General features: G+C 53.8%; 17 protein-coding genes. 10 read left to right on the forward strand and 7 right to left on the reverse strand.

What is annotated here, in order from left to right:
- Position 1: 1 nt before the first annotated feature.
- From purB to ACHHZ6_RS08105, 4 genes are all read left to right on the forward strand, one after another.
- Complete coding sequence (purB, locus tag ACHHZ6_RS08090; RefSeq protein WP_182271092.1) at positions 2-1,372, forward strand: adenylosuccinate lyase; 1,371 nt, start codon at positions 2-4, stop codon at positions 1,370-1,372.
- A 122-nt stretch (positions 1,373-1,494) separates the two neighbouring features.
- Complete coding sequence (phoP, locus tag ACHHZ6_RS08095; RefSeq protein ID WP_182274493.1) at positions 1,495-2,166, forward strand: two-component system response regulator PhoP; 672 nt, start codon at positions 1,495-1,497, stop codon at positions 2,164-2,166.
- Complete coding sequence (gene phoQ / locus ACHHZ6_RS08100) at positions 2,167-3,630, forward strand: two-component system sensor histidine kinase PhoQ (RefSeq protein ID WP_182271058.1); 1,464 nt, start codon at positions 2,167-2,169, stop codon at positions 3,628-3,630.
- Positions 3,631-3,720: 90 nt separating this feature from the next.
- Positions 3,721-4,842: a cupin domain-containing protein gene (locus tag ACHHZ6_RS08105; RefSeq protein WP_182271057.1), complete on the forward strand. Its 1,122-nt coding sequence runs from the start codon at positions 3,721-3,723 to the stop codon at positions 4,840-4,842.
- Between the two features lie 44 nt (positions 4,843-4,886).
- Here ACHHZ6_RS08105 and pepT read toward each other — a convergent pair whose 3' ends face one another.
- Positions 4,887-6,110: a peptidase T gene (gene pepT / locus ACHHZ6_RS08110; RefSeq protein ID WP_196391165.1), complete on the reverse strand. Its 1,224-nt coding sequence runs from the start codon at positions 6,108-6,110 to the stop codon at positions 4,887-4,889.
- Between the two features lie 243 nt (positions 6,111-6,353).
- Here pepT and potA point away from each other — a divergent pair, with 243 nt between their 5' ends.
- From potA to potD, 4 genes are read left to right on the forward strand one after another with little or no spacing between them, the layout of a single operon-like run.
- Positions 6,354-7,502, forward strand: coding sequence for a spermidine/putrescine ABC transporter ATP-binding protein PotA (potA, locus tag ACHHZ6_RS08115; protein WP_182274492.1), 1,149 nt, complete (start codon positions 6,354-6,356; stop codon positions 7,500-7,502).
- Complete coding sequence (gene potB / locus ACHHZ6_RS08120) at positions 7,486-8,343, forward strand: spermidine/putrescine ABC transporter permease PotB (protein WP_182271055.1); 858 nt, start codon at positions 7,486-7,488, stop codon at positions 8,341-8,343. The genes potA and potB overlap by 17 nt, the downstream gene beginning before the upstream one ends.
- Positions 8,340-9,131 (forward strand): spermidine/putrescine ABC transporter permease PotC, encoded by a 792-nt coding sequence (gene potC / locus ACHHZ6_RS08125; RefSeq protein ID WP_182919802.1) that lies wholly within the window; start codon positions 8,340-8,342, stop codon positions 9,129-9,131. The genes potB and potC overlap by 4 nt, the downstream gene beginning before the upstream one ends.
- A complete protein-coding gene (gene potD, locus ACHHZ6_RS08130; RefSeq protein ID WP_182271053.1) occupies positions 9,128-10,162 on the forward strand; it encodes a spermidine/putrescine ABC transporter substrate-binding protein PotD in 1,035 nt (344 codons plus the stop codon). The genes potC and potD overlap by 4 nt, the downstream gene beginning before the upstream one ends.
- A 47-nt stretch (positions 10,163-10,209) precedes the next feature.
- Here the strand turns inward: potD and ACHHZ6_RS08135 are convergent, their stop codons facing one another.
- Positions 10,210-11,439, reverse strand: a complete 1,230-nt coding sequence (locus tag ACHHZ6_RS08135) for an EAL and HDOD domain-containing protein (protein WP_182271052.1) — start codon at positions 11,437-11,439, stop codon at positions 10,210-10,212.
- Between the two features lie 249 nt (positions 11,440-11,688).
- On the opposite strand from ACHHZ6_RS08135, the gene ACHHZ6_RS08140 reads away from it, so the two are divergent.
- Positions 11,689-13,608 (forward strand): methyl-accepting chemotaxis protein, encoded by a 1,920-nt coding sequence (locus ACHHZ6_RS08140; protein ID WP_230857857.1) that lies wholly within the window; start codon positions 11,689-11,691, stop codon positions 13,606-13,608.
- A gap of 38 nt (positions 13,609-13,646) precedes the next feature.
- Here ACHHZ6_RS08140 and cobB read toward each other — a convergent pair whose 3' ends face one another.
- The 5 genes from cobB to lolC all read right to left on the reverse strand — a co-directional run bounded on the left by cobB (position 13,647) and on the right by lolC (position 18,707).
- On the reverse strand, positions 13,647-14,468 hold the full coding sequence (gene cobB / locus ACHHZ6_RS08145; protein WP_182271050.1) for a Sir2 family NAD+-dependent deacetylase: 822 nt from the start codon (positions 14,466-14,468) through the stop codon (positions 13,647-13,649).
- A gap of 14 nt (positions 14,469-14,482) precedes the next feature.
- Positions 14,483-15,394, reverse strand: coding sequence for an N-acetylglucosamine kinase (gene nagK, locus ACHHZ6_RS08150; protein WP_182271049.1), 912 nt, complete (start codon positions 15,392-15,394; stop codon positions 14,483-14,485).
- A 175-nt stretch (positions 15,395-15,569) separates the two neighbouring features.
- On the reverse strand, positions 15,570-16,814 hold the full coding sequence (gene lolE / locus ACHHZ6_RS08155; protein WP_182271048.1) for a lipoprotein-releasing ABC transporter permease subunit LolE: 1,245 nt from the start codon (positions 16,812-16,814) through the stop codon (positions 15,570-15,572).
- Entirely contained in the window at positions 16,814-17,515 is a 702-nt protein-coding gene (lolD, locus tag ACHHZ6_RS08160) for a lipoprotein-releasing ABC transporter ATP-binding protein LolD (RefSeq protein ID WP_182271047.1), read from the reverse strand. The genes lolE and lolD overlap by 1 nt, the downstream gene beginning before the upstream one ends.
- Positions 17,508-18,707: a lipoprotein-releasing ABC transporter permease subunit LolC gene (gene lolC / locus ACHHZ6_RS08165; protein WP_182919801.1), complete on the reverse strand. Its 1,200-nt coding sequence runs from the start codon at positions 18,705-18,707 to the stop codon at positions 17,508-17,510. Before lolC ends, lolD begins: the two co-directional genes overlap by 8 nt.
- Positions 18,708-19,042: 335 nt before the next feature.
- On the opposite strand from lolC, the gene mfd reads away from it, so the two are divergent.
- Positions 19,043-22,489 carry a transcription-repair coupling factor gene (mfd, locus tag ACHHZ6_RS08170; RefSeq protein ID WP_182271045.1) on the forward strand — a complete coding sequence of 1,149 codons (3,447 nt, stop codon included), beginning with the start codon at positions 19,043-19,045 and terminating at the stop codon, positions 22,487-22,489.
- Positions 22,490-22,544: the final 55 nt, after the last annotated feature.

Genomic DNA, 22,544 nt, shown 5'->3' on the forward strand with positions numbered 1-22,544 from the left:
TATGGAATTATCCTCACTGACCGCCGTATCCCCTGTCGATGGACGCTACGGCGATAAAGTCAGCGCGCTGCGCGAGATCTTCAGCGAATATGGCCTGCTGAAGTTCCGTGTACAGGTAGAAGTACGCTGGCTGCAAAAGCTGGCCGCCCAGGCAGCAATCAAGGAAGTTCCTGCTTTTGACGCCCAGGCAAACGATTACCTTGATAAAATCGTTGCTGACTTTAATGAAGAAGATGCGGCACGCATTAAGACTATCGAGCGCACCACCAACCACGACGTGAAAGCGGTTGAATACTTCCTGAAAGAGAAAGTCGCGAGCGTTCCTGCGCTGCACGCGGTATCTGAATTCATTCACTTCGCCTGTACTTCAGAAGATATCAACAACCTGTCTCATGCGCTGATGCTCTCTACCGCGCGCAAAGACGTGGTGCTGCCATACTGGCGTAAAATCATTGATGCGGTGAAAGCATTGTCCGTGGAATACCGCGACATCCCTCTGCTTTCCCGTACTCACGGCCAGCCAGCGACCCCATCCACGATGGGTAAAGAGATGGCGAACGTGGCGTACCGTATGGAACGTCAGTATCGTCAGCTGGAGCAGGTTGAAATTCTGGGTAAAATCAACGGCGCGGTCGGTAACTATAACGCCCACATCGCCGCGTACCCGGAAGTGGACTGGCACCAGTTCAGCGAAGAGTTCGTGACCTCTCTGGGCATTCAGTGGAACCCGTACACCACCCAGATTGAGCCGCACGACTATATCGCAGAGCTGTTTGACTGCGTTGCACGCTTCAACACCATTCTGATCGACTTCGATCGTGACGTGTGGGGTTACATCGCGCTGAACCACTTCAAACAGAAAACCATCGCCGGTGAAATCGGCTCTTCTACCATGCCGCATAAAGTGAACCCAATTGACTTCGAAAACTCCGAAGGCAACCTGGGTCTGGCGAACGCCGTGCTGCAGCATATGGCGAGCAAACTGCCGGTTTCCCGCTGGCAGCGCGACCTGACCGACTCCACCGTACTGCGTAACCTGGGCGTTGGCATTGGTTATGCGCTGATCGCGTACCAATCCACCCTGAAAGGTGTGAGCAAACTGGAAGTGAACCGTGACCGTCTGCTGGACGAACTGGATCACAACTGGGAAGTTCTGGCAGAGCCGATCCAGACCGTAATGCGTCGTTATGGCATCGAAAAACCGTACGAAAAACTGAAAGAGCTGACCCGCGGTAAGCGCGTTGACGCCGAAGGCATGAAACAGTTTATCGACGGTCTCGAACTGCCAGAAGAAGAGAAAACGCGCCTGAAAGCGATGACGCCAGCAAACTACATTGGCCGCGCAATGACGATGGTCGACGAGCTGAAGTAATTCCCCTCCCCCCTTTCCGCCCGGAAAGGGGGTTGCTTTTCCCCGGTTTACTCAATGTTTATCCCCACAACAACATAATCAGCGTTAAACTATTCATACCATTCATATAGGGAGAAAAGATGATGCGCGTACTGGTTGTTGAGGATAACGCATTGCTACGCCATCACCTGAAGGTTCAGCTTCAGGAGATGGGACATCAGGTAGACGATGCCGAAGATGCAAAAGAAGCCGACTATTATCTCAATGAACACATACCGGATATCGCCATCGTCGACTTAGGGTTACCTGATGAAGATGGCCTGTCGTTGATTCGTCGCTGGCGCAACCATGACGTCTCTCTTCCGGTGCTGGTGTTGACCGCCCGTGAAGGCTGGCAGGACAAAGTTGAAGTGCTGAGCGCGGGTGCGGATGATTACGTCACCAAACCATTCCACATTGAAGAAGTGGCCGCACGCATGCAGGCACTGTTGCGCCGCAACAGCGGGCTGGCTTCACAGGTTATCTCCATCCCTCCTTTCCAGGTTGACCTCTCCCGTCGAGAGTTCTCGATTAACGATGAAGCGATCAAACTGACGGCGTTCGAATACACCATCATGGAAACGCTGATCCGCAACAGCGGTAAAGTGGTGAGCAAAGACTCCCTGATGCTCCAGCTTTACCCGGATGCCGAGCTGCGTGAAAGTCACACTATTGATGTGCTGATGGGTCGCCTGCGTAAGAAAATCCAGGCACAGTATCCACAGGATGTGATCACGACCGTGCGTGGTCAGGGTTACCTGTTTGAATTACGCTAAATGAAACGGATTTTTCGCCACATTCTGCCCCTTTCGCTGCGGGTTCGCTTTTTACTGGCGACGGCCGCCGTTGTGCTGGTGCTGTCTCTCTCTTATGGCATGGTGGCACTGGTTGGCTACAGCGTCAGTTTTGATAAAACGACCTTTCGCCTGCTGCGTGGTGAAAGCAACCTGTTTTATACCCTGGCGAAGTGGGAAAATAACCACATCACCGTCGATATGCCGGAAAACCTGAACCAGCAAAGTCCGACGCTGGCGCTTATCTACGATGAAAAGGGAACGCTACTCTGGACACAGCGTAACGTTCCGTGGCTGGTAAAAAGCATCCAACCGGAATGGCTCAAAACCAACGGATTCCATGAAATTGAAGCCGATCTCAACACCACCAGCACACTGATACGTGAGGATCGCTCTCTCCAGCAAAAACTGAATGAGATCCGCGCTGATAACGCCGACATGGAGATGACGCACTCCGTCGCGATCAACATATACCCGGCGACGATGGGCATGCCACAGTTGACTATCGTGGTGGTCGATACCATACCGGTCGAGCTTAAACGTTCTTACATGGTCTGGAACTGGTTCGTGTACGTTCTGGCCGCTAACCTGCTGCTGGTGATCCCGCTATTGTGGGTCGCAGCGTGGTGGAGTTTGCGTCCGATTGAATCGCTGGCGAAAGAGGTTCGCGAGCTGGAGGAACATCACCGCGAGAAGCTCAATCCGGAAACAACGCGCGAACTGACCAGTCTGGTACGTAACCTTAACCGTCTGCTGAAAAGCGAGCGCGAGCGCTATGATAAGTACCGCACTACCCTTACCGACCTTACTCACAGCCTGAAAACGCCCCTTGCAGTGATGCAAAGCACCCTGCGTTCAATGCGCAGTTCAAAGCTTAGCGTCGACGATGCAGAGCCGGTGATGCTGGAGCAAATCAGCCGTATCTCACAGCAAATTGGCTATTATCTGCACCGTGCCAGTATGCGTTCCGGTAGTGCCCTGTTAAGCCGTGAACTACATCCGGTGGCACCTTTACTGGATAGCCTCACCTCTGCGCTCAATAAGGTTTACCAGCGTAAAGGGGTGAATATCAGTCTCGATATCTCGCCGGAAATCAGCTTTGTCGGTGAAAAAAATGATTTCATGGAAGTGATGGGTAATCTGCTCGACAACGCCTGTAAATACTGTCTGGAGTTTGTGGAAGTCACCGCGCGTCAGACGGATAACGAGTTACATATTATCGTTGAGGATGATGGCCCCGGTATTCCGCACAACAAACGTGATGTCGTGTTCGATCGCGGTCAGCGCGCGGATACGTTGCGCCCCGGCCAGGGCGTTGGGTTATCCGTCGCCCGTGAGATTGTCGATCAATACGACGGTAACATAGACGCCGGTGAAAGCTTGCTGGGCGGAGCCAGAATGGAGGTCATTTTTGGTCGTCAGCAGCCCACATCGAACGATAGTTAACCCATTATGTGAAAAATGCGAGGATCTCGCACCCAGGCTCCTGAGCTTCCGTTATAATCCGACTCAGTAAGAGCCTGCGGAATAAAAAAGATGGATTATCACTTAACACTTAACTGGCCCGACTTTATTGAACGTTACTGGCAGAAACGCCCGGTCGTTCTGAAACGCGGATTCAGCAATTTTGTCGACCCTATCTCCCCTGATGAGCTGGCGGGTCTGGCAATGGAAAATGAAGTGGACAGCCGCCTGGTCAGCCACCAGGACGGGAAGTGGCAGGTCAGCCACGGTCCTTTCGAAAGCTACGATCACCTGGGTGAAAACAACTGGTCTTTACTGGTTCAGGCGGTCAACCACTGGCACGAACCAACCGCTGCCTTGATGCGCCCATTCCGCGCCCTGCCTGACTGGCGAATGGACGATCTGATGATCTCCTTCTCCGTGCCTGGCGGTGGCGTTGGCCCGCATCTGGATCAGTATGACGTGTTTATCATTCAGGGTACCGGACGCCGCCGCTGGCGCGTGGGTGAAAAAGTGCCGATGAAACAACACTGCCCGCATCCTGACCTGCTTCAGGTTGATCCGTTTGAAGGCATTATCGACGAAGAGCTGGAGCCGGGTGATATTCTCTATATTCCACCAGGCTTCCCGCATGAAGGCTATTCGCTGGAAAATTCCCTGAACTATTCTGTCGGGTTCCGCGCACCAAGCGGGCGAGAGATGATCAGTGGCTTTGCCGACTACGTTCTGCAACGCGAGCTGGGCAGCCATCGTTACAGCGATCCGGATGTGCCTGCCCGCGAGCACCCGGCAGACATTCTGCCAGAGGAGCTGGATAAGCTGCGCGGCATGATGCTGGATCTGATCAACGAACCTGAGCATTTCAGACAGTGGTTTGGTGAATTTGTCAGCCAGTCGCGCCACGAGCTGGACGTCGCGCCACCAGAGCCACCGTATCAGGCCGATGAGATTTATGATGCACTGCAGCAGGGCGATAAACTGATTCGTCTGGGCGGGTTACGCGTACTGCGTATTGGTGAGGACGTCTTCGTCAACGGCGAGAAGCTTGATTCTCCGCACCGTCCGGCGCTGGATGCCATCGCCAGCCATCTGACGTTGACTGCCGATATCTTTGGTGATGCGCTGGAAGATCCGTCATTCCTCGCCATGTTAGCCGCACTGGTGAACAGCGGGTACTGGTTCTTCGAGGACTAAATCACCTGATCTTGCCCGGTGGCGCTACGCCACCGGGCGTTTTATCATCGATTCGCCGTCAACTCTGCGATCCGCACGATCACCTTCACCGCTTTTTCCATCCCCTCCAGCGTCACGAATTCATGCTTGCCGTGGTAGTTATAACCGCCGGTAAACAGGTTCGGGCATGGCAGCCCCATAAACGACAGCTGCGAACCATCGGTGCCGCCGCGAATGGGTTTCAGTAACGGTTCGATGTCGCAATCCCGCATCGCCTGCTGTGCGATATCGAGGATATGCGGGTGCTCCATCACTTTATCGCGCATATTGTAATAGCTGTCTTCGATAATCAGCTCAATGTAGCAATCCGGGTGCAGCCCCTTGCCGACCTTCTTCGCAATTTCCATCATCTTGCGCTTGCGCGCCTCAAAGGCTTTGCGATCAAAATCGCGCACGATGTAGTGCATCTGCGCACTGTCCACCGTGCCCTTGATGCTGGTCAGATGATAGAAACCTTCGTACCCTTCAGTCAGCTCCGGGCTCTCTTCTGCTGGCACTTCCGCATGAATGCGGGAAGCCAGCGACAGCGCGTTCACCATCACCCCTTTTGCAGAGCCAGGATGGACATTGTTTCCCACAATTTTGATGGTGACCGACGCCGCGTTGAAGTTTTCATACTCCAGCTCCCCCACACCACCACCGTCAACGGTATAGGCCCACTTCGCATCAAAGGCGTCAACGTCGAAGTGCTTCGCGCCCTTGCCTACCTCTTCATCCGGCGTAAACGCCACACGAATATCACCATGCGGAATATTTTTGCCTTTTAGCACCGCCAGTGCGGTCATGATCTCGGCAATACCCGCTTTATCATCAGCCCCCAGCAACGTTTTACCATCGGTGGTGATCAGCGTCTGGCCAAGCAGCTGGTGCAGAACCGGGAACATCACCGGTGACAGCACTTCATCACCAATCCCCAGGGCAATGTCTCCACCGCGATAATTTTCAACAATCTGTGGGTTCACATGCTTACCGCTAAAATCCGGTGAGGTGTCAACATGAGAGATAAAGCCGATCGCCGGGATATCCCCGGAGACATTTGCCGGCAGCGTTCCCATCACAGTGCCTTTCTCGCTTAGCGTGACGTTGACCAGCCCTTGTGCTTCAAGCTGCTCTTTGAGCAGGTTTAATAACTTCCACTGGCCTTCGGTGCTCGGCACCTGTCGGACACCCGGTTTAGATTGGGTATCCAGCGAAACGTACTGTAAAAAACGCTCAAGTAATTTATCCATGCAGTCACCCTCACTTTTCGTGACAACATTATCAATAACCATCAAAACGCAAATATTGCGTCAGGTCACTTTTATCCCGCAAACGAGAACTTTTTACGTTTATATCTTTATGCGTTAATAAATGTAGCTTATAGATCAGTGACAAGGATTGGCGATTGCAGGGGATTGCCGTAGAATGTCCGCCCTCATTACGCGTCACCAGGGTGGTTACGGTTACACACAAACCCCGCTTCAGTCTGCTGCCTGAGGCGTTTATATGGGACAGCACAAAAATTGAATACACAACGCCGTTCACGTTCACCGCTGGTGCAACTGGAACGAATTTGTAAAAGTTTTGATGGTAAAGCAGTGATCTCCGATCTCAGCCTGACCATCAATGATGGTGAGTTTCTCACGCTACTTGGCCCTTCTGGCTGCGGTAAGACAACTGTACTGCGCCTTATCGCCGGGCTGGAAAACGTTGATAACGGCCTTATCCATCTTGAAAACCAGGACATTACCCAGGTTCCCGCCGAAAATCGCCACGTTAATACCGTCTTTCAAAGTTATGCGTTGTTCCCGCACATGACCGTGTTTGAGAACGTAGCGTTTGGCCTGCGGATGCAAAAAACACCGGCAAAAGACATTCCCGCGCGCGTTACCGAAGCACTGCGTATGGTTCAGCTGGAGGAGTTTGCTCAGCGTAACCCCCACCAGCTTTCCGGCGGCCAGCAACAGCGTGTGGCCATCGCGCGTGCAGTGGTCAATAAACCGCGCTTGCTGCTGCTGGATGAATCGCTTTCCGCACTGGATTACAAACTGCGCAAGCAGATGCAGAACGAACTGAAAGCCTTACAGCGCAAACTGGGTATCACCTTTGTCTTTGTCACCCACGATCAAGAAGAAGCGCTGACCATGTCAGACCGCATCGTCGTGATGCGTGACGGCAAAATCGAGCAGGACGGTACCCCGCGCGAAATCTATGAAGAGCCGAAAAACCTGTTTGTGGCGAGCTTCATTGGCGAAATCAATATCTTCAACGCTACAGTCATTGAACGTCTGGATGAAGAGCGCGTTCGAGCCCGTGTCGAAGGCCACGAGTGCAATATCACCGTTAACTTTGCCGTTGAAAAGGGGCAAAAGCTCAACGTTCTGCTGCGCCCGGAAGACCTGCGTGTTGATGAAATTCACGGCAGTGACGATGCCGACGGTCTTATCGGCTATATCCGCGAGCGGAACTATAAGGGGATGACGCTGGAGTCCGTCGTCGAACTGGAAAACGGTAAGATGGTTCTCGTCAGCGAATTCTTTAACGAAGATGACCCGGACTTTGACCACTCTCTTGATCAAAAAATGGTCATCAACTGGGTAGAAAGCTGGGAGGTTGTACTGGCTGATGAAGAACACAAGTAAATTCCAGAATGTGGTGATTGCCACTATCGTCGGTTGGCTTGTGTTGTTTGTCTTTTTACCCAACCTGATGATCATCGCGACCAGCTTCCTGACCCGCGACGATACCCGTTTCGTTCAGTTGGTCTTTACGCTGGAGAACTACTCGCGCCTGCTCGACCCGCTCTATTTTGACGTGCTCCTGCACTCGCTCAGTATGGCGCTGATAGCCACCGTTGCCTGTCTGGTGCTGGGTTATCCTTTCGCGTGGTTCCTCGCGCGTCTGCCGAAAAAGATACGCCCACTGCTGTTATTTTTACTGATTGTGCCTTTCTGGACCAACTCGTTAATCCGCATCTACGGCCTGAAAATCTTCCTCAGCACGAAGGGATATCTGAACGAGTTCCTGCTGTGGCTGGGGGTGATTGATACACCAATCCGCATCATGTTCACCCCGGGAGCGGTGATTATCGGTCTGGTCTATATTCTGCTGCCGTTTATGGTGATGCCGCTCTACTCCAGCATCGAAAAACTCGATAAGCCGCTGCTGGAAGCGGCGAAAGATCTGGGTGCCAGTAAATTGCAGACCTTTATTCGTATCGTGATCCCGCTGACCATGCCCGGCATTATCGCCGGTTGTCTGCTGGTGATGCTGCCCGCAATGGGTTTGTTCTACGTTTCTGACCTGATGGGCGGGGCAAAAAACCTGCTCATCGGTAACGTGATTAAGAGCCAGTTCCTGAACATCCGTGACTGGCCATTTGGCTCCGCCACCAGCATTACGCTGACGGTGGTGATGGGTCTGATGCTGCTGGTGTACTGGCGAGCCTCGCGCTTGCTGAACAAAAGGGTGGAACTCGAATGATCGGCCGACTGCTTCGCGGCGGTTTTATGGCCGCCATTTATGCATATCTCTATATCCCGATTATCATTTTGATCGTAAACTCGTTTAACAGCTCACGCTTTGGGATCAACTGGCAAGGGTTTACCACCAGCTGGTACAGCCTGCTGATGAACAATGATAGCCTGCTGCAGGCCGCTCAACACTCGCTGACGATGGCGATTTTCTCCGCCACCTTTGCCACGCTGATCGGCTCACTCACCGCCGTGGCGTTGTATCGCTATCAATTTCGTGGCAAGCCGTTCGTCAGCGGCATGCTGTTTGTCGTGATGATGTCACCCGATATTGTGATGGCGATTTCCCTGCTGGTGCTATTTATGCTGCTGGGCGTACAGCTGGGATTCTGGTCGCTGCTGTTTTCCCACATCACGTTCTGCCTGCCGTTTGTCGTGGTAACCGTTTTCGCACGCCTGAAAGGGTTCGACGTGCGAATGCTGGAGGCGGCGAAAGATCTGGGGGCCAGCGAGATGACCATCCTGCGTAAAATCATCCTGCCGCTGGCGATGCCTGCGGTGGCTGCCGGGTGGTTGCTCAGCTTTACCCTGTCGATGGATGACGTCGTGGTCTCCTCTTTCGTGACCGGGCCAGGCTATGAGATTCTGCCACTGAAGATCTATTCAATGGTCAAAGTTGGCGTTTCGCCCGAGGTGAACGCGCTGGCGACAATTCTGCTGGTGTTATCGCTGGTTATGGTGGTTGCCAGCCAGGTTATTGCGCGTGACAAAACAAAATCTCTGGGGACTTTAAAATGAAAAAAATGCTTGCCGCTGCAGCACTGGTGCTCGGTATGGGTACTGCGCATGCTGATGACAGCAAAACGCTCTATTTCTACAACTGGACTGAGTATGTGCCGCCAGGCCTGCTGGAACAGTTCACAAAAGAGACGGGTATCAAGGTTATCTATTCCACCTACGAGTCGAATGAAACCATGTACGCCAAGCTCAAAACCTACAAAAACGGCGCGTATGATCTGGTGGTTCCCTCAACCTATTTCGTCGATAAAATGCGCAAAGAGGGCATGATCCAGAAGATCGACAAAACGAAGCTGACTAACTTCAGCAACCTCGATCCGGAGATGCTCAATAAACCGTTTGATCCGAATAATGACTACTCTATTCCATATATCTGGGGTGCGACGGCTATTGGCATCAACAGTGACGCCATCGACCCTAAAACCGTCACCCGTTGGGCCGATCTGTGGAAACCGGAATACAAAAGTAGCCTGCTGCTCACTGACGACGCCCGCGAAGTGTTCCAGATTGCACTGCGTAAACTGGGTTACTCTGGCAACACCACGGATCCAAAAGAAATTGAAGCGGCCTATTATGAGCTGAAAAAGCTGATGCCTAACGTGGCAGCGTTTAACTCCGATAACCCGGCAAACCCGTATATGGAAGGCGAAGTGAACCTGGGTATGGTGTGGAACGGCTCCGCGTATGTTGCACGCCAGGCCGGTACACCGCTGGAAGTCGTCTGGCCGAAAGAAGGTGGGATCTTCTGGATGGACAGCCTCTCTATTCCGTCAAATGCGAAAAATGTAGAGGGTGCGCTGAAGCTGATTAACTTCCTTCTGCGCCCGGATGTGGCGAAACAGGTTGCCGAGACTATTGGCTACCCAACGCCAAACCTGGCCGCGCGTAAGCTGCTCAGCCCGGCGGTCGCGAACGATAAATCGCTTTACCCGGATGCGCAAATCATCAGTAAAGGGGAGTGGCAGAACGACGTCGGTGATGCCAGTCGTCTTTACGAAGAGTATTACCAGAAGTTAAAAGCGGGCCGCTAAGCCGTGTCGCACACGTCCTCACGTCGCACAGGCGGCGTGAGGACCGATTAACTGGCTGCATTCTCCCCTGCCCAGATCGTTGCCACTCGCATGGCCCCGACAACATCCTCATCCGACAGACCCAACACGTTACACATTCTGGTCGCCTCATCCCACTCCTGCTGTTCATAGTAGCGGCAAAGCGTAACGATGTCGGCTAACAGCCCTTCCTGATGGCACAACGCATTGCTCACACTCTGTGGCACGGCAATTTGCTTCATTAACTCAGTCATCGGCAGTTCAAGGATAGTATCGAGCAACGAGAACAGGCCGCACAGGAACGCATTTTCAGCCTGCGTCGGCTCCCCCATTTTCTCGGTGATCAGTTCACAAAATTTCCCTCGCATCATACTCAGAGGGTAAAGCTCGTTAACGGTATCATTACCCGCGCTGGCCAGCACCACGACCGCAACAAATCTTCTGAGCTGGTTCTCACCGAGATACCTAAGCACTTCACTTAGCGTTAACTTACTAAAATTACAGGCACTACAGTATTTAAATGCGGTATGTTTCATATACCGCATGATTTTATAGGACAAAGTGAGGTCTGTTTTAATCAGCGACTCGATAATCCGGAAATCGGGTTTGTTGCGTCCTATTTCCATCTGCAGACGAAAAATTGCGAGCTGGTTTTGCGATAACCGCTTATATTTTATGATCTCCGGGCGGCAGAAAAAGTAACCCTGAAACAGAGAAAAACCTGCATCGCGGTATTTTTTGAATTCCTCTTTAGTCTCAACTTTTTCAGCGAGATACTTAATATGTCCGGTCAGCTTTTTACGCTGTTGCAAATAATTTTCAATTTGCTCTAAGGTATTATTTCTGACATCGAATTTCAGTATGGAAATATAGGGTAAAAAAACATCCCATTCAGGTGCAAGGGTGAAATCATCCAACGCAAAGCGATATCCGTGGGCATTCATCTCTTTCACGGCCTGCAATAATTCGTCTCCCGGGACAGCATCCTCGAGGATCTCAACAACCACGTTATCTTTATCCAGCGCTTCTCCGCTGCGATCGATTACCATTCGGGAAGGGAAATTGATAAACGATGTGTGTGTCCCAGCAATCTGCTGAGACGGGACACATAAAAACTGGTCAGAAATCATCCTGGATGTTGCATATTCCGCCGACACATCCGGAAAACGGTTTGTCATCCCATCCCTGAAAAGCAGCTCATACGCCACTGTATTCATATCCGTGTTAAAAATGGGTTGTCTCGCGATAAATGCGTACATATCCCATCCTCCTCATCGTTTTTATATTTATTAGCATCTTCTTTTTACACGAGTATAACGAGCATTATCGAGCGCTATTTTGATTTATTGCACAAAACATTAGCAACCACATTAATCAAAAGGAATTGCATTCTCAAAATTTAAATTAAATTTATCCCGCACTCTACAGAAAAATGGAGATATATCCGATAAATGATCTGTACATGCCCGGTATGTGCGACATTCCTGGAGAAAAGAGTGAAGAACGCTATGATCCAAAAACGAAAATTAAGTGTCAAAACATTGATGCTGTTATCTATTTTTATCACCGTGACGGTAGGCTTTACGGCAACGATCGGTTTTATGATGTGGCAATGGATGGCTCAGCAAGAGGTTCTGGCCAAAAAGCACATCCAGCAAATTGCGCAAGTTCAGTCTTTACAGGTCAGTAAGCAGATGGATTCAGCCCTGACAGCCGCCCGGGATATCGGCAACAGCGCCCTTGCGTTGCGTGACGCGGGAATGGCTGACCGTCAGGGGTTAAACCAGCTGCTCACGCATTATCTCACCGCGCACGGCAATTTTTTGTCCATGTCGATGGCGTTTGAACCCAACGCCTTCGATGGCAAAGATGCCACTTTTGCCGGTCAGAGCGGTGAAGATCCGGCAGGACGTTACGCCCGCTACGTCGACCGCGATACCACGGGAAAACCCGCGTTACACCTGCTGACTGATATAGAAACGCCGGGCAGCGGTGATTACTATCTGTTGCCGAAGCAGCGACAAAAAGACGTCATCATCGAGCCCTATATTTACCCCTACAACGGCGTTGACGTGATGCTCACGTCGATTGCTGCACCCATCATGCACGATGGTCAGTTCCTGGGGTCAGTAACATCCGACTTCTCACTGGCCACGCTGCAGACGATGATCGGTGCGATTAAACCCTGGAACAACACAGGCTATGCCCTGCTCCTCTCAGCAGGCAACACCGTGGTTTCCAGCCCGGATAAACGGGCCGTGGGTAAGCCTTATGCAGGTAAAATTGCCGGTAACGACGTCATCCGCGTTCCCGATCCTCTTCTGAAGGAAGAGGTGTTTATTACCTGGCAATCCATCACTATCGGCAACAGTGAAACGCCGTGGAAGCTGGCCATCGTCACACCGGTCAGCGAAGTGATGGCCGAGGCAAGGCAGTTTTTGCTGAAAGCCATCATCCTGATGGTGTTAAGTATCGTGGTGGTTAGCCTGGTGATGGCACAGATCTTTACCCGCAAAGTTGACCGCCCGGTTGGTGGTGAGCCGGCTGATGCCGCCGGTATTGCGCTGGCCGTTGCACGGGGTGATTTAAATAACGTTATCCCGGTTCGGGCTGGCGATACCCGCAGCATTTTCTACGCCCTGCATACCATGCAGATGCAGCTCAGACGCATCGTCGACAACATCAACGAGGCCAGTCACACTGTCCACGGCGGCACCAGCGAAATTTCGGCGGGTAACCTTGATCTGGCCTCGCGTACCGAAGAACAGGCGGCGGCGATTGTTGAGACAGCAGCCAGCATGGAAGAAATTTCAGCCACGGTGAAAAATAACGCCGACAATGCCCACAAGGCGACACGTCTGACCGACCATGCGGCCACGATCGCCGGTCGGGGTGAAACGCTGGTGAACGAGGTCGTGGACGTGATTGCCGAAATAGACGAGAGCGCCCGTAAAATCGGCGAGATCAACAGTATTGTGGACGGTATTGCCTTCCAGACCAATATTCTGGCACTGAACGCTGCCGTGGAAGCAGCCCGGGCGGGCGAACAGGGACGCGGGTTTGCCGTGGTGGCTGGTGAAGTCCGCAATCTTGCCCAGCGGAGCGCCAACGCGGCCAAAGAGATCTCACATCTGATTGCGGAGTCGTCGAGCCGCGTCAGCAAAGGCGTTGAACTGGTTAATGAAACCGGTGGCATGATGAAGCAGGTCATCGAGGCCGTGTCGCATGTGCACCTGGTGATTAACGAAATTGTTCAGGCGCTGGACGAGCAGAACCGGGGGATTAGTCAGGTCAGCACCGCCGTCAATCAGATGGACAGCACCACTCAGCAGAATGCGTCACTGGTGCAGCAGATTTCAGCCGCAGCACTGTCGCTGGACGAGCAGGCGAAATCACTGGAGAAAACGCTGGCATTCTTTAATTCATAACGACAAAGGCACCCGGTAAAACGGGTGCCTTTTTACGGTTACAGCCCTTTCAGCAGCTTATCGACAAATTCCGGTACCACTTGACTTGCCAGGCCATAGTGCTTCTCTTCAAACTCGCTCCCAACCTGGCTCGGCTCAAGATTAAGTTCTACCGTGTGAGCACCATGTAGCCGCGCTTCGTGTACAAAACCTGCTGCCGGATAGACATGGCCTGAGGTGCCAATAGCAATAAACACGTCCGCCATTGCCAGCGCACTGTAGATATCATCCATCCCCAGCGGCATTTCACCAAACCAGACCACGTGTGGGCGCAGGCGCGAAGGGAACTGACAGCAATGGCACCGGTCTTCCTCCAGCACATCCTCTTTCCAGTCCAGCACCTGACCGCTCCAGGCGCAGCGCACCTTCAGCAGTTCACCGTGCATATGGATGATGTTCCGGTTACCCGCTCGCTCATGCAGGTTGTCGATATTCTGCGTGATCAGCAGAAAACGATCCCCCAGCGCCTCTTCCAGTTGCGCAAGTGCCAGATGCGCCGCATTCGGCGCAACCTCCGGTTGCTGAAGCTGACGACGACGGGCGTTATAAAACGCCTGCACCAGCTCCGGATCGCGGGCGAAGCCTTCCGGCGTCGCCACATCCTCGACACGATGCTCTTCCCACAGCCCATCCGTCGCACGGAAGGTACGAATACCAGATTCGGCAGAGATCCCCGCACCGGTCAGGACCACCACTCTGGGTTTATCCATCGCTTCCGGCATCATTCTGTCCCTGAAAAAAATCCGCTGGCGCAAGCGCTCACGTAAGCGGCGTTTATTTTTGCGAAAACGGCTGAGTCGACCTAACCGACGCGACAGCATAGTAACCTCGTAAACTAATCGGTGAGATGAAGGAATGCAGCTCCGCGCATGCCTCCTGCGTCCCCGTGCCGCGCGCGTTCAATACGCGGCACGTGGGCGACCGGCAATAAATGTCGGGGCAAACGCCCGGACAACTGTTCCGTAATCGCTGTAAAGTTTGAAAGCCCACCCCCAATCACCAGCAGATCCGGGTCGACAATAGTCAGAATATTCCCCAGACACACCGCCAGCAAATCAAGATAGCGTTCGACGTGTTCACGCGCCTGCGCATCCCCCTGCTCCCACAAGGTAATGATTTGGATGGCTTCAAGTTTCTGATGATAGAAGTGTTCATAAAGCCATGCAAACCCACGGCCTGAAAGATAGTTTTCAATGCAGCCGCGCTGACCACAGCCGCAGCGCGTCAGCGGGAAATCGCGCCCCACCACCTCCAGCGCATCCACCGGCAGGCGGATATGGCCGAATTCACCCGTGATGTAACTGTGCCCGGTAATCGGTTTACCGTTGATGACGATCCCGCCTCCGACGCCCGTACCGAGGATCAGCCCCATCACCAGCGGATATTGGCGGAACTCGTCGTCCCAGGCTTCCGAGAGAGCAAAACAGTTGGCATCGTTATCTAAACGCACGTCGCGTTCAAGGAGAACAGAGAGATCGGCGCGCAGCGGTTTACCGCTGGCCGCAGGAACGTTGGCGGCATACAGCGTGCCATCCTCCGTTTCGGGCATTCCCGGAATACCAATGCCGACGCTGCCTTTTACACCAAAACGAGCGTCGGCTTGCGCCACCAGCGCGGCAATGGCCGTTAAAAATTCATCGTAGCTTTCACGCGGGGTGGGAACACGAGTTTCCCACTGCAGTTTGAGGTTTTCATCAAACACGCCCAACGCAATTTTAGTGCCGCCAATATCAAATCCATAATACATAATGCATTCCTCTTTTGATTCAGCGGCCATACACTTCATCCTTCAAACTGCCTCTGCGTTGGCTTCGTCTGTTCACCCCAATCACCTACTTAAGTAAGCTTCTGGGGATTCTCAGACTTGCCGCCTTGATCCAGCTTGAATGATTTTGTGTATAAGACAATGAATCATGACGTAATTACTGGCCACTTAATACCCTCGCCGGATCAATTCGGCTTGCGCGACGCGCCGGATACCAGCTTGCCAGCAGACTCAGTAAAAGTGCTGTAACCAGCACATAAATAACGTCCAGCCAGTGCAATTCAGACGGCAGGAAGTCAATAAAATAGATATCACCTGACAGGAACTGGTGGCCAATTAGCTTTTCAATCCCGTTAATGATTGGCGTCAGCTGAAGTGAAACCACCACGCCAATCACCACACCGCACAGGCTGCCAAACAGCCCCGCCAGCAAACCGTACCAGACAAAGATGGCGCGAATAAGACCGTCTTTTGCCCCCAGGGTACGCAGCACAGCAATGTCACCGCTCTTGTCTTTGACCGCCATCACCAGCGTCGAGACGATATTAAAACACGCCACACCAATCACCAGCACCATCGCCAGGTACATAATGGCGCGGATCATCTGGATATCACGGTACATATACCCGTAAGTGCCAATCCAGCTCTTGATGTAGACATAGTTGTTGGTCACACCACCTGCATCGCGCACCAGTTTGTTGGCGTTAAAGACGTCGTTAACCTTAATGGCAATCCCCGTCACGCTGTCGCCCATGTCCAGATACTGACGCGCATCGTCCATCGGTACCATCGCGAAACTGTGATCGAGCTGGCCGCTCAGTTGAAGAATACCGGTCACGTGCAGGCGCACGCGTTTAGGCTGCTGCAGTTTATGGTCGGCGCTGGCGTTCGGGATCATGATGGATACCCAGTCGCCCTGCTTCACCTTGAGCGCATCGGCCACGCCTTTGCCCATGATGATTTGCTGCTCACCGGCCTTAAAACTGGACCACGCGCCATTCTGTACATATTTCGGCAACGCGCTCAGTCGCTCTTCCTGCACCGGGTTTACTCCTTTTACCTGAATGGCGCGCAGGTTAACGCCGCTTTCCACCAGCCCGGTAAAGTTAATATAGGGCGCAGCCGCAGCAATACCCGGCACTTTCTCTACTTTGCTGAGCGCATCGCTCCAGTTTGTCCACGGCTGGTTAACCGGTTCAATTTCACCGTGCGGTACTACCGCCAGAATGCGATTGTTCAGCTCACGCTCAAAACCGTTCATAGCGCTTAAGCCCACAATCAGCACCGCCACGCCAAGCGCAATCCCGATGGTGGAAATGACCGAAATGAGCGACACCATACCGCCGCGGCGGCGGCCACGGCTAAAACGCAACCCGATAAGTAACGATAACGGTGAAGCCATTACTCCGCTCCCATCAGGGTCAGTTCAGCATTCAGATGACCATCACGCATTTCAAGCTGGCGTCCCATACGTTTTGCCAGCTGCAGATCGTGGGTCACGACCAGAAACGCGGTCCCCTGGGAGGCATTCAGTTCACCCAGAAGCTGGAAAATACTGTCCGCATTGCGCGCATCCAGGTTCCCCGTCGGTTCGTCTGCCAGTACCAGGCGTGGGTTATTGACCAGCGCACGGGCAATTGCCACACGCTGACGCTCGCCGCCGGACAGCTCGGACGGACGGTGATTACCGCGATGCCCCAACCCCACGGCTTTCAGCATCTCGCTGGCACGGGTGTTAATTTCTGCGGGTTTCTTCCTGCCAATCAGCAGTGGCATCGCCACGTTTTCCAGCGCAGTGAAATCCGGCAGCAGGTGGTGGAACTGGTAGATAAAGCCCAGCTCACGGTTACGCAGTTCCGCTTTTGCCGCAGAAGACATTTTGCTCATCGGCTGGCCGGAGAAAATCACATCACCTGCCGTTGGGGTATCCAGCCCACCCAGCAGGTGCAACAGGGTACTTTTGCCGGAGCCAGAGCTCCCCACAATCGCCATCATCTCGCCTTCGCCTACGCTGAAGCTCACATTGTGCAGCACGTCGGTCTGCACAGCGCCTTCCTGATAGCGTTTGGACAGGTTGTCGCATTGCAACAGGATCTTATTCATAACGTAAAGCCTCAGCGGGTTGAGTGGCGGCAGCGCGCCAGGAAGGATAAAGCGTAGAAAGCAGCGCAATGGCCATCGCAGCCAGCGCAATACCGATCACCTGCAGCGGTTCGATAGCCACTGGCAGTGCCGCACCATCAAGCAACGCACCGATGATTGGCATTAAGTTGTTAAGCTGGCTGGCAAGCAGCGCCCCCAGCACCGCACCAAGCAGCGCACCGATAATCCCGGCGCTGGCTCCCTGCACCATAAACACGGCCATGATCTGGCGCGGCGTCAGCCCCTGGGTTTGCAGAATGGCGACTTCGCCCTGCTTTTCCATCACCATCAGCCCCAGCGAGGTGATGATGTTAAACGCCGCCACCGCCACAATGAGACTCAACAGCAGCCCCATCATGTTCTTTTCCATGCGCACGGCCTGGAACAGCTCGCCCTTACGCTCGCGCCAGTCCTGCCATTTTGTCCCGTCCGGTAATTTTTGCTGGCTGAGGGTATCGACCTTCAGCGGCGCATCAAGCCACAGACGCCAGCCGCTGATGTTCCCTGCGGGGTAACGCATCAGGCGAGAAGCATCCTGAATGTTAACCAGCATCTGATAACCGTCGACTTCGCTGTTGGCAGCAAACGTACCAATCACGTTGAACAGACGCTGGCTCGGCAGACGTCCCATCGGTGTAAACTGGCTGGCAGACGGCACCATCACGCGCAGCTGGTCGCCACGGTTGACGCCGAGCTGCCCGGCAAGCTGCTCACCAAGGATCACGTTATATTTACCGGCTTCCAGGTCAGTCTGTTTAACGTTGACCAGGTACGGCGTCAGCGGATCGTTTTGCGCCGGGTCAATACCCAGCATCACGCCTACTGCCACGCTACGTGCGCTTTGCAGCACGACATCGCCCGTCGTGAGCGGAGCCACGCGCGTGACACCCTGTAACTTCGCCGCGCTTTCCGGCAGCTGTTGCGGATTAATAGAACCGTTAGTTGATGAGAGAACGGCCTGCGGCATTAGCCCCAGGATGTTGTTTTGCAGCTCGCGCTCAAAGCCATTCATGACGGACAGTACCGTCACTAAAGCCATCACGCCAAGCGTAATGCCAATAGTCGAAAGCCAGGAGACAAAGCGACCGAAACGGTCCGCGGCGCGCCCACGCATGTAACGTAAGCCTATAAAGAGTGCGACAGGTTGGTACATGAAATCCGTCTGTTTGCTGATAGCAGACCCACGAGTATATAAGCGAATCCGTTAAGCGTAAATGACTGAAACCGTAAGCTTTGGTAATCATTATTCCTAAAAATTCAGATAAATCATTGGGCTACTCTTTTAACCTCCCTACAGAAGCCCTCACCTTTTCCGAAAAACGTCCCGATACAGACTGTTACTGATGACCTCCCTCACCTCCTGGGGACGAATCCCTCCCGTGCGGTTCCAGTTTGCTTATGCAAAACGATCGAGGATAATAAAGACATTGCGTATCAGTGATATGCCCCAATACTGTTGGTATATCCATAAGAGACTCTGACATAGCCATGGCTGAACACTATCGTTATTCCTTGCCCGTCAAAGCGGGCGACCAGCGCCAACTGGGCGAACTCACGGGCGCGGCGTGTGCCACGCTGGTGGCAGAAATCGCTGAGCGCCATCCTGGCCCGGTGGTGCTGGTTGCCCCGGACATGCAAAATGCCCTGCGTCTGCACGACGAAATTCGGCAGTTCACCGATAACCTGGTGTCCAGCCTGGCCGACTGGGAAACGCTGCCCTATGACAGCTTCTCCCCGCATCAGGAGATCATCTCCTCACGTCTGTCGACACTTTATCAATTACCTACCATGCAGCGCGGCGTATTAATCGTCCCGGTGAACACGCTGATGCAGCGCGTTTGCCCACACAGTTATCTGCATGGCCATGCCCTGGTGATGAAAAAAGGCCAGCGCCTGTCGCGCGATGCCCTGCGAGCGCAGCTGGATAGCGCTGGTTATCGCCACGTCGATCAGGTGATGGAGCACGGTGAATACGCCACACGCGGCGCGCTGCTGGATCTCTATCCGATGGGTAGCGACCAGCCTTATCGCCTGGATTTCTTCGATGATGAAATCGACAGCCTGCGCGTGTTCGATGCTGACACCCAGCGTACGCTGGAAGAAGTGGACTCCATTAACTTGCTGCCCGCCCATGAATTCCCGACGGACAAAACCGCCATCGAGCTGTTCCGCAGCCAGTGGCGCGACAAGTTTGATGTGAAGCGTGACGCCGAACATATTTATCAGCAGGTCAGCAAAGGCACGCTGCCGGCGGGGATCGAATACTGGCAGCCGTTGTTCTTTAACGAACCACTGCCCGCACTGTTTAGCTACTTCCCGGCAAACACGCTGATTGTGAATACCGGTGATGTCGACGCCAGTGCCAGTCGTTTTGAAAGTGAAACGCGCGCCCGCTTTGAAAGTCGGGGCGTGGATCCGATGCGTCCGCTACTGCCGCCGGAAACGCTGTGGCTACGCACTGATGAGCTAAACGCCGAGCTGAAGCGCTGGCCGCGTATGCAGCTCAAAACGGAATCGCTTGCCGACAAAGCGGCCAATACTAATCTGGCGTTCCAGAAATTGCCCGAGCTGGCCGTTCAGGCGCAGCAAAAATCACCGCTGGATAACCTGCGCAAGTTCCTCGAATCCTTTACCGGGCCGGTGGTCTTCTCGGTTGAGAGTGAAGGACGCCGGGAAGCCCTGGGTGAACTGCTCGGGCGGATTAAAGTTGCGCCGAAGCGCATTCTGCGGCTGAGCGAAGCCAGCGGTAATGGGCGTTACCTGATGATCGGTGCCGCCGAGCACGGGTTTATCGATACGCTCAACAACCTGGCGCTGATTTGCGAAAGCGACCTGCTGGGGGAACGCGTGGCGCGTCGCCGTCAGGACAGCCGTCGCACCATCAACCCGGACACGCTGATCCGCAACCTGGCGGAGCTGCACACGGGCCAGCCGATTGTTCACCTCGAACACGGCGTTGGGCGCTATCAGGGGATGACCACGCTTGAAGCGGGTGGCATCAAAGGCGAGTACCTGATGCTGACCTACGCTAACGACGCCAAACTCTATGTCCCGGTATCTTCCCTGCACCTGATCAGCCGCTACGCCGGTGGCGCAGAGGACAATGCACCGCTGCACAAACTGGGCGGTGATGCCTGGGCGCGAGCGCGTCAGAAGGCCGCCGAAAAAGTGCGCGATGTGGCGGCAGAACTGCTGGATATCTACGCCCAGCGCGCAGCCAAAGAAGGCTATGCCTTTAAGCACGATAAAGAACAATATCAGCTGTTCTGCGACAGCTTCCCGTTTGAAACCACGCCGGACCAGGCACAGGCTATTAATGCCGTACTGAGCGACATGTGTCAGCCGCTGGCGATGGACAGGCTGGTGTGTGGCGACGTTGGCTTCGGGAAAACCGAAGTGGCGATGCGCGCCGCCTTCCTGGCCGTAGAGAACAACAAGCAGGTTGCGGTGCTGGTGCCGACCACCCTTCTCGCCCAACAGCACTTTGACAACTTCCGCGACCGTTTTGCCAACTGGCCGGTACGCATTGAGATGTTGTCACGTTTTCGCAGTGCCAAAGAGCAAACACACATTCTGGAGCAGGCCAGTGAAGGCAAGATCGATATTTTGATCGGCACCCACAAGCTACTGCAGAGCGATGTGAAATGGAAAGATCTGGGGCTGTTGATTGTGGATGAAGAGCACCGCTTCGGGGTGCGTCATAAAGAGCGCATTAAAGCAATGCGCGCCGATGTCGACATTCTGACCCTGACCGCCACGCCAATTCCGCGTACGCTGAACATGGCGATGAGCGGCATGCGCGATCTGTCGATTATCGCCACCCCGCCAGCGCGCCGTCTGGCGGTGAAGACCTTTGTTCGCGAGTACGACAATCTGGTGGTACGTGAGGCCATTCTGCGTGAAGTGCTGCGTGGTGGGCAGGTTTATTACCTGTACAACGACGTGGAAAATATCCAGAAAGCGGCGGACAGGCTGGCCGAGCTGGTGCCGGAAGCACGCATTGCCATCGGTCATGGGCAGATGCGCGAACGTGAGCTGGAACGGGTGATGAACGACTTCCACCACCAGCGTTTTAACGTGCTGGTGTGTACCACCATCATCGAAACCGGGATCGACATTCCGACAGCAAACACCATCATCATTGAACGCGCGGATCACTTTGGTCTGGCACAGCTACACCAGCTGCGCGGTCGTGTCGGACGTTCACACCACCAGGCGTACGCCTGGCTGCTGACGCCGCATCCGAAAGCAATGACGACCGACGCGCAAAAGCGTCTGGAAGCGATCGCCTCGCTAGAAGATCTGGGTGCCGGTTTCGCGCTGGCGACGCACGATCTCGAGATCCGCGGTGCCGGTGAACTACTGGGTGAAGACCAGAGCGGCTCAATGGAAACCATCGGCTTCTCGCTGTATATGGAGCTGCTGGAAAATGCCGTCGATGCGCTGAAGGCCGGGCGTGAACCGTCGCTGGAAGATCTCACCAGCCAGCAAACGGAAGTGGAACTGCGTATGCCTTCCCTGCTGCCGGATGATTTTATCCCGGATGTGAATACCCGCCTGTCGTTCTACAAACGTATTGCCAGTGCGAAAAAAGAAACCGAACTGGAAGAAATTAAGGTCGAGTTGATCGACCGTTTTGGGCTTCTGCCAGATGCCGCGAGAACTCTGCTGGATATTGCGCGGCTGCGGCAACAGGCGCAGAAACTGGGCATTCGCAAGTTCGAAAGCAATGAAAAAGGCGGCATTATTGAGTTCGCCGAGAAAAACCATGTCGACCCGATGTGGCTGATTGGTTTGCTGCAAAAACAGCCGCAGCACTTCCGTCTTGATGGCCCAACGCGCCTCCGCTTTGTTCAGGCGCTGGCGGAGCGTAAAACCCGCATGGACTGGGTGCGTAATTTTATGCGCCAGCTGGAAGAAAACGCTATCGCGTAACGGGCTCTCAATCCCCCCGGTAACACCTGCTGCCGGGGGACTATTTACAAACTCT

The sequence above is a fragment of the Enterobacter cloacae complex sp. 2024EL-00214 genome (genome assembly GCF_043945575.1).
In the GTDB taxonomy this organism is placed as follows: domain Bacteria; phylum Pseudomonadota; class Gammaproteobacteria; order Enterobacterales; family Enterobacteriaceae; genus Enterobacter; species Enterobacter cloacae_P.

Coding starts and splice junctions, on each gene's coding strand:
- ACHHZ6_RS08140 (WP_230857857.1), top strand. CDS start 11,689: ATGATCCAAAAACGAAAATTAAGTGTCAAAACATTGATGCTGTTATCT.
- potC (WP_182919802.1), top strand. CDS start 8,340: ATGATCGGCCGACTGCTTCGCGGCGGTTTTATGGCCGCCATTTATGCA.
- pepT (WP_196391165.1), bottom strand. CDS start 6,110: ATGGATAAATTACTTGAGCGTTTTTTACAGTACGTTTCGCTGGATACC.
- mfd (WP_182271045.1), top strand. CDS start 19,043: ATGGCTGAACACTATCGTTATTCCTTGCCCGTCAAAGCGGGCGACCAG.
- lolD (WP_182271047.1), bottom strand. CDS start 17,515: ATGAATAAGATCCTGTTGCAATGCGACAACCTGTCCAAACGCTATCAG.
- purB (WP_182271092.1), top strand. CDS start 2: ATGGAATTATCCTCACTGACCGCCGTATCCCCTGTCGATGGACGCTAC.
- ACHHZ6_RS08135 (WP_182271052.1), bottom strand. CDS start 11,439: ATGTACGCATTTATCGCGAGACAACCCATTTTTAACACGGATATGAAT.
- potB (WP_182271055.1), top strand. CDS start 7,486: ATGAAGAACACAAGTAAATTCCAGAATGTGGTGATTGCCACTATCGTC.
- cobB (WP_182271050.1), bottom strand. CDS start 14,468: ATGCTGTCGCGTCGGTTAGGTCGACTCAGCCGTTTTCGCAAAAATAAA.
- phoP (WP_182274493.1), top strand. CDS start 1,495: ATGCGCGTACTGGTTGTTGAGGATAACGCATTGCTACGCCATCACCTG.
- potD (WP_182271053.1), top strand. CDS start 9,128: ATGAAAAAAATGCTTGCCGCTGCAGCACTGGTGCTCGGTATGGGTACT.
- phoQ (WP_182271058.1), top strand. CDS start 2,167: ATGAAACGGATTTTTCGCCACATTCTGCCCCTTTCGCTGCGGGTTCGC.
- lolC (WP_182919801.1), bottom strand. CDS start 18,707: ATGTACCAACCTGTCGCACTCTTTATAGGCTTACGTTACATGCGTGGG.
- nagK (WP_182271049.1), bottom strand. CDS start 15,394: ATGTATTATGGATTTGATATTGGCGGCACTAAAATTGCGTTGGGCGTG.
- ACHHZ6_RS08105 (WP_182271057.1), top strand. CDS start 3,721: ATGGATTATCACTTAACACTTAACTGGCCCGACTTTATTGAACGTTAC.
- lolE (WP_182271048.1), bottom strand. CDS start 16,814: ATGGCTTCACCGTTATCGTTACTTATCGGGTTGCGTTTTAGCCGTGGC.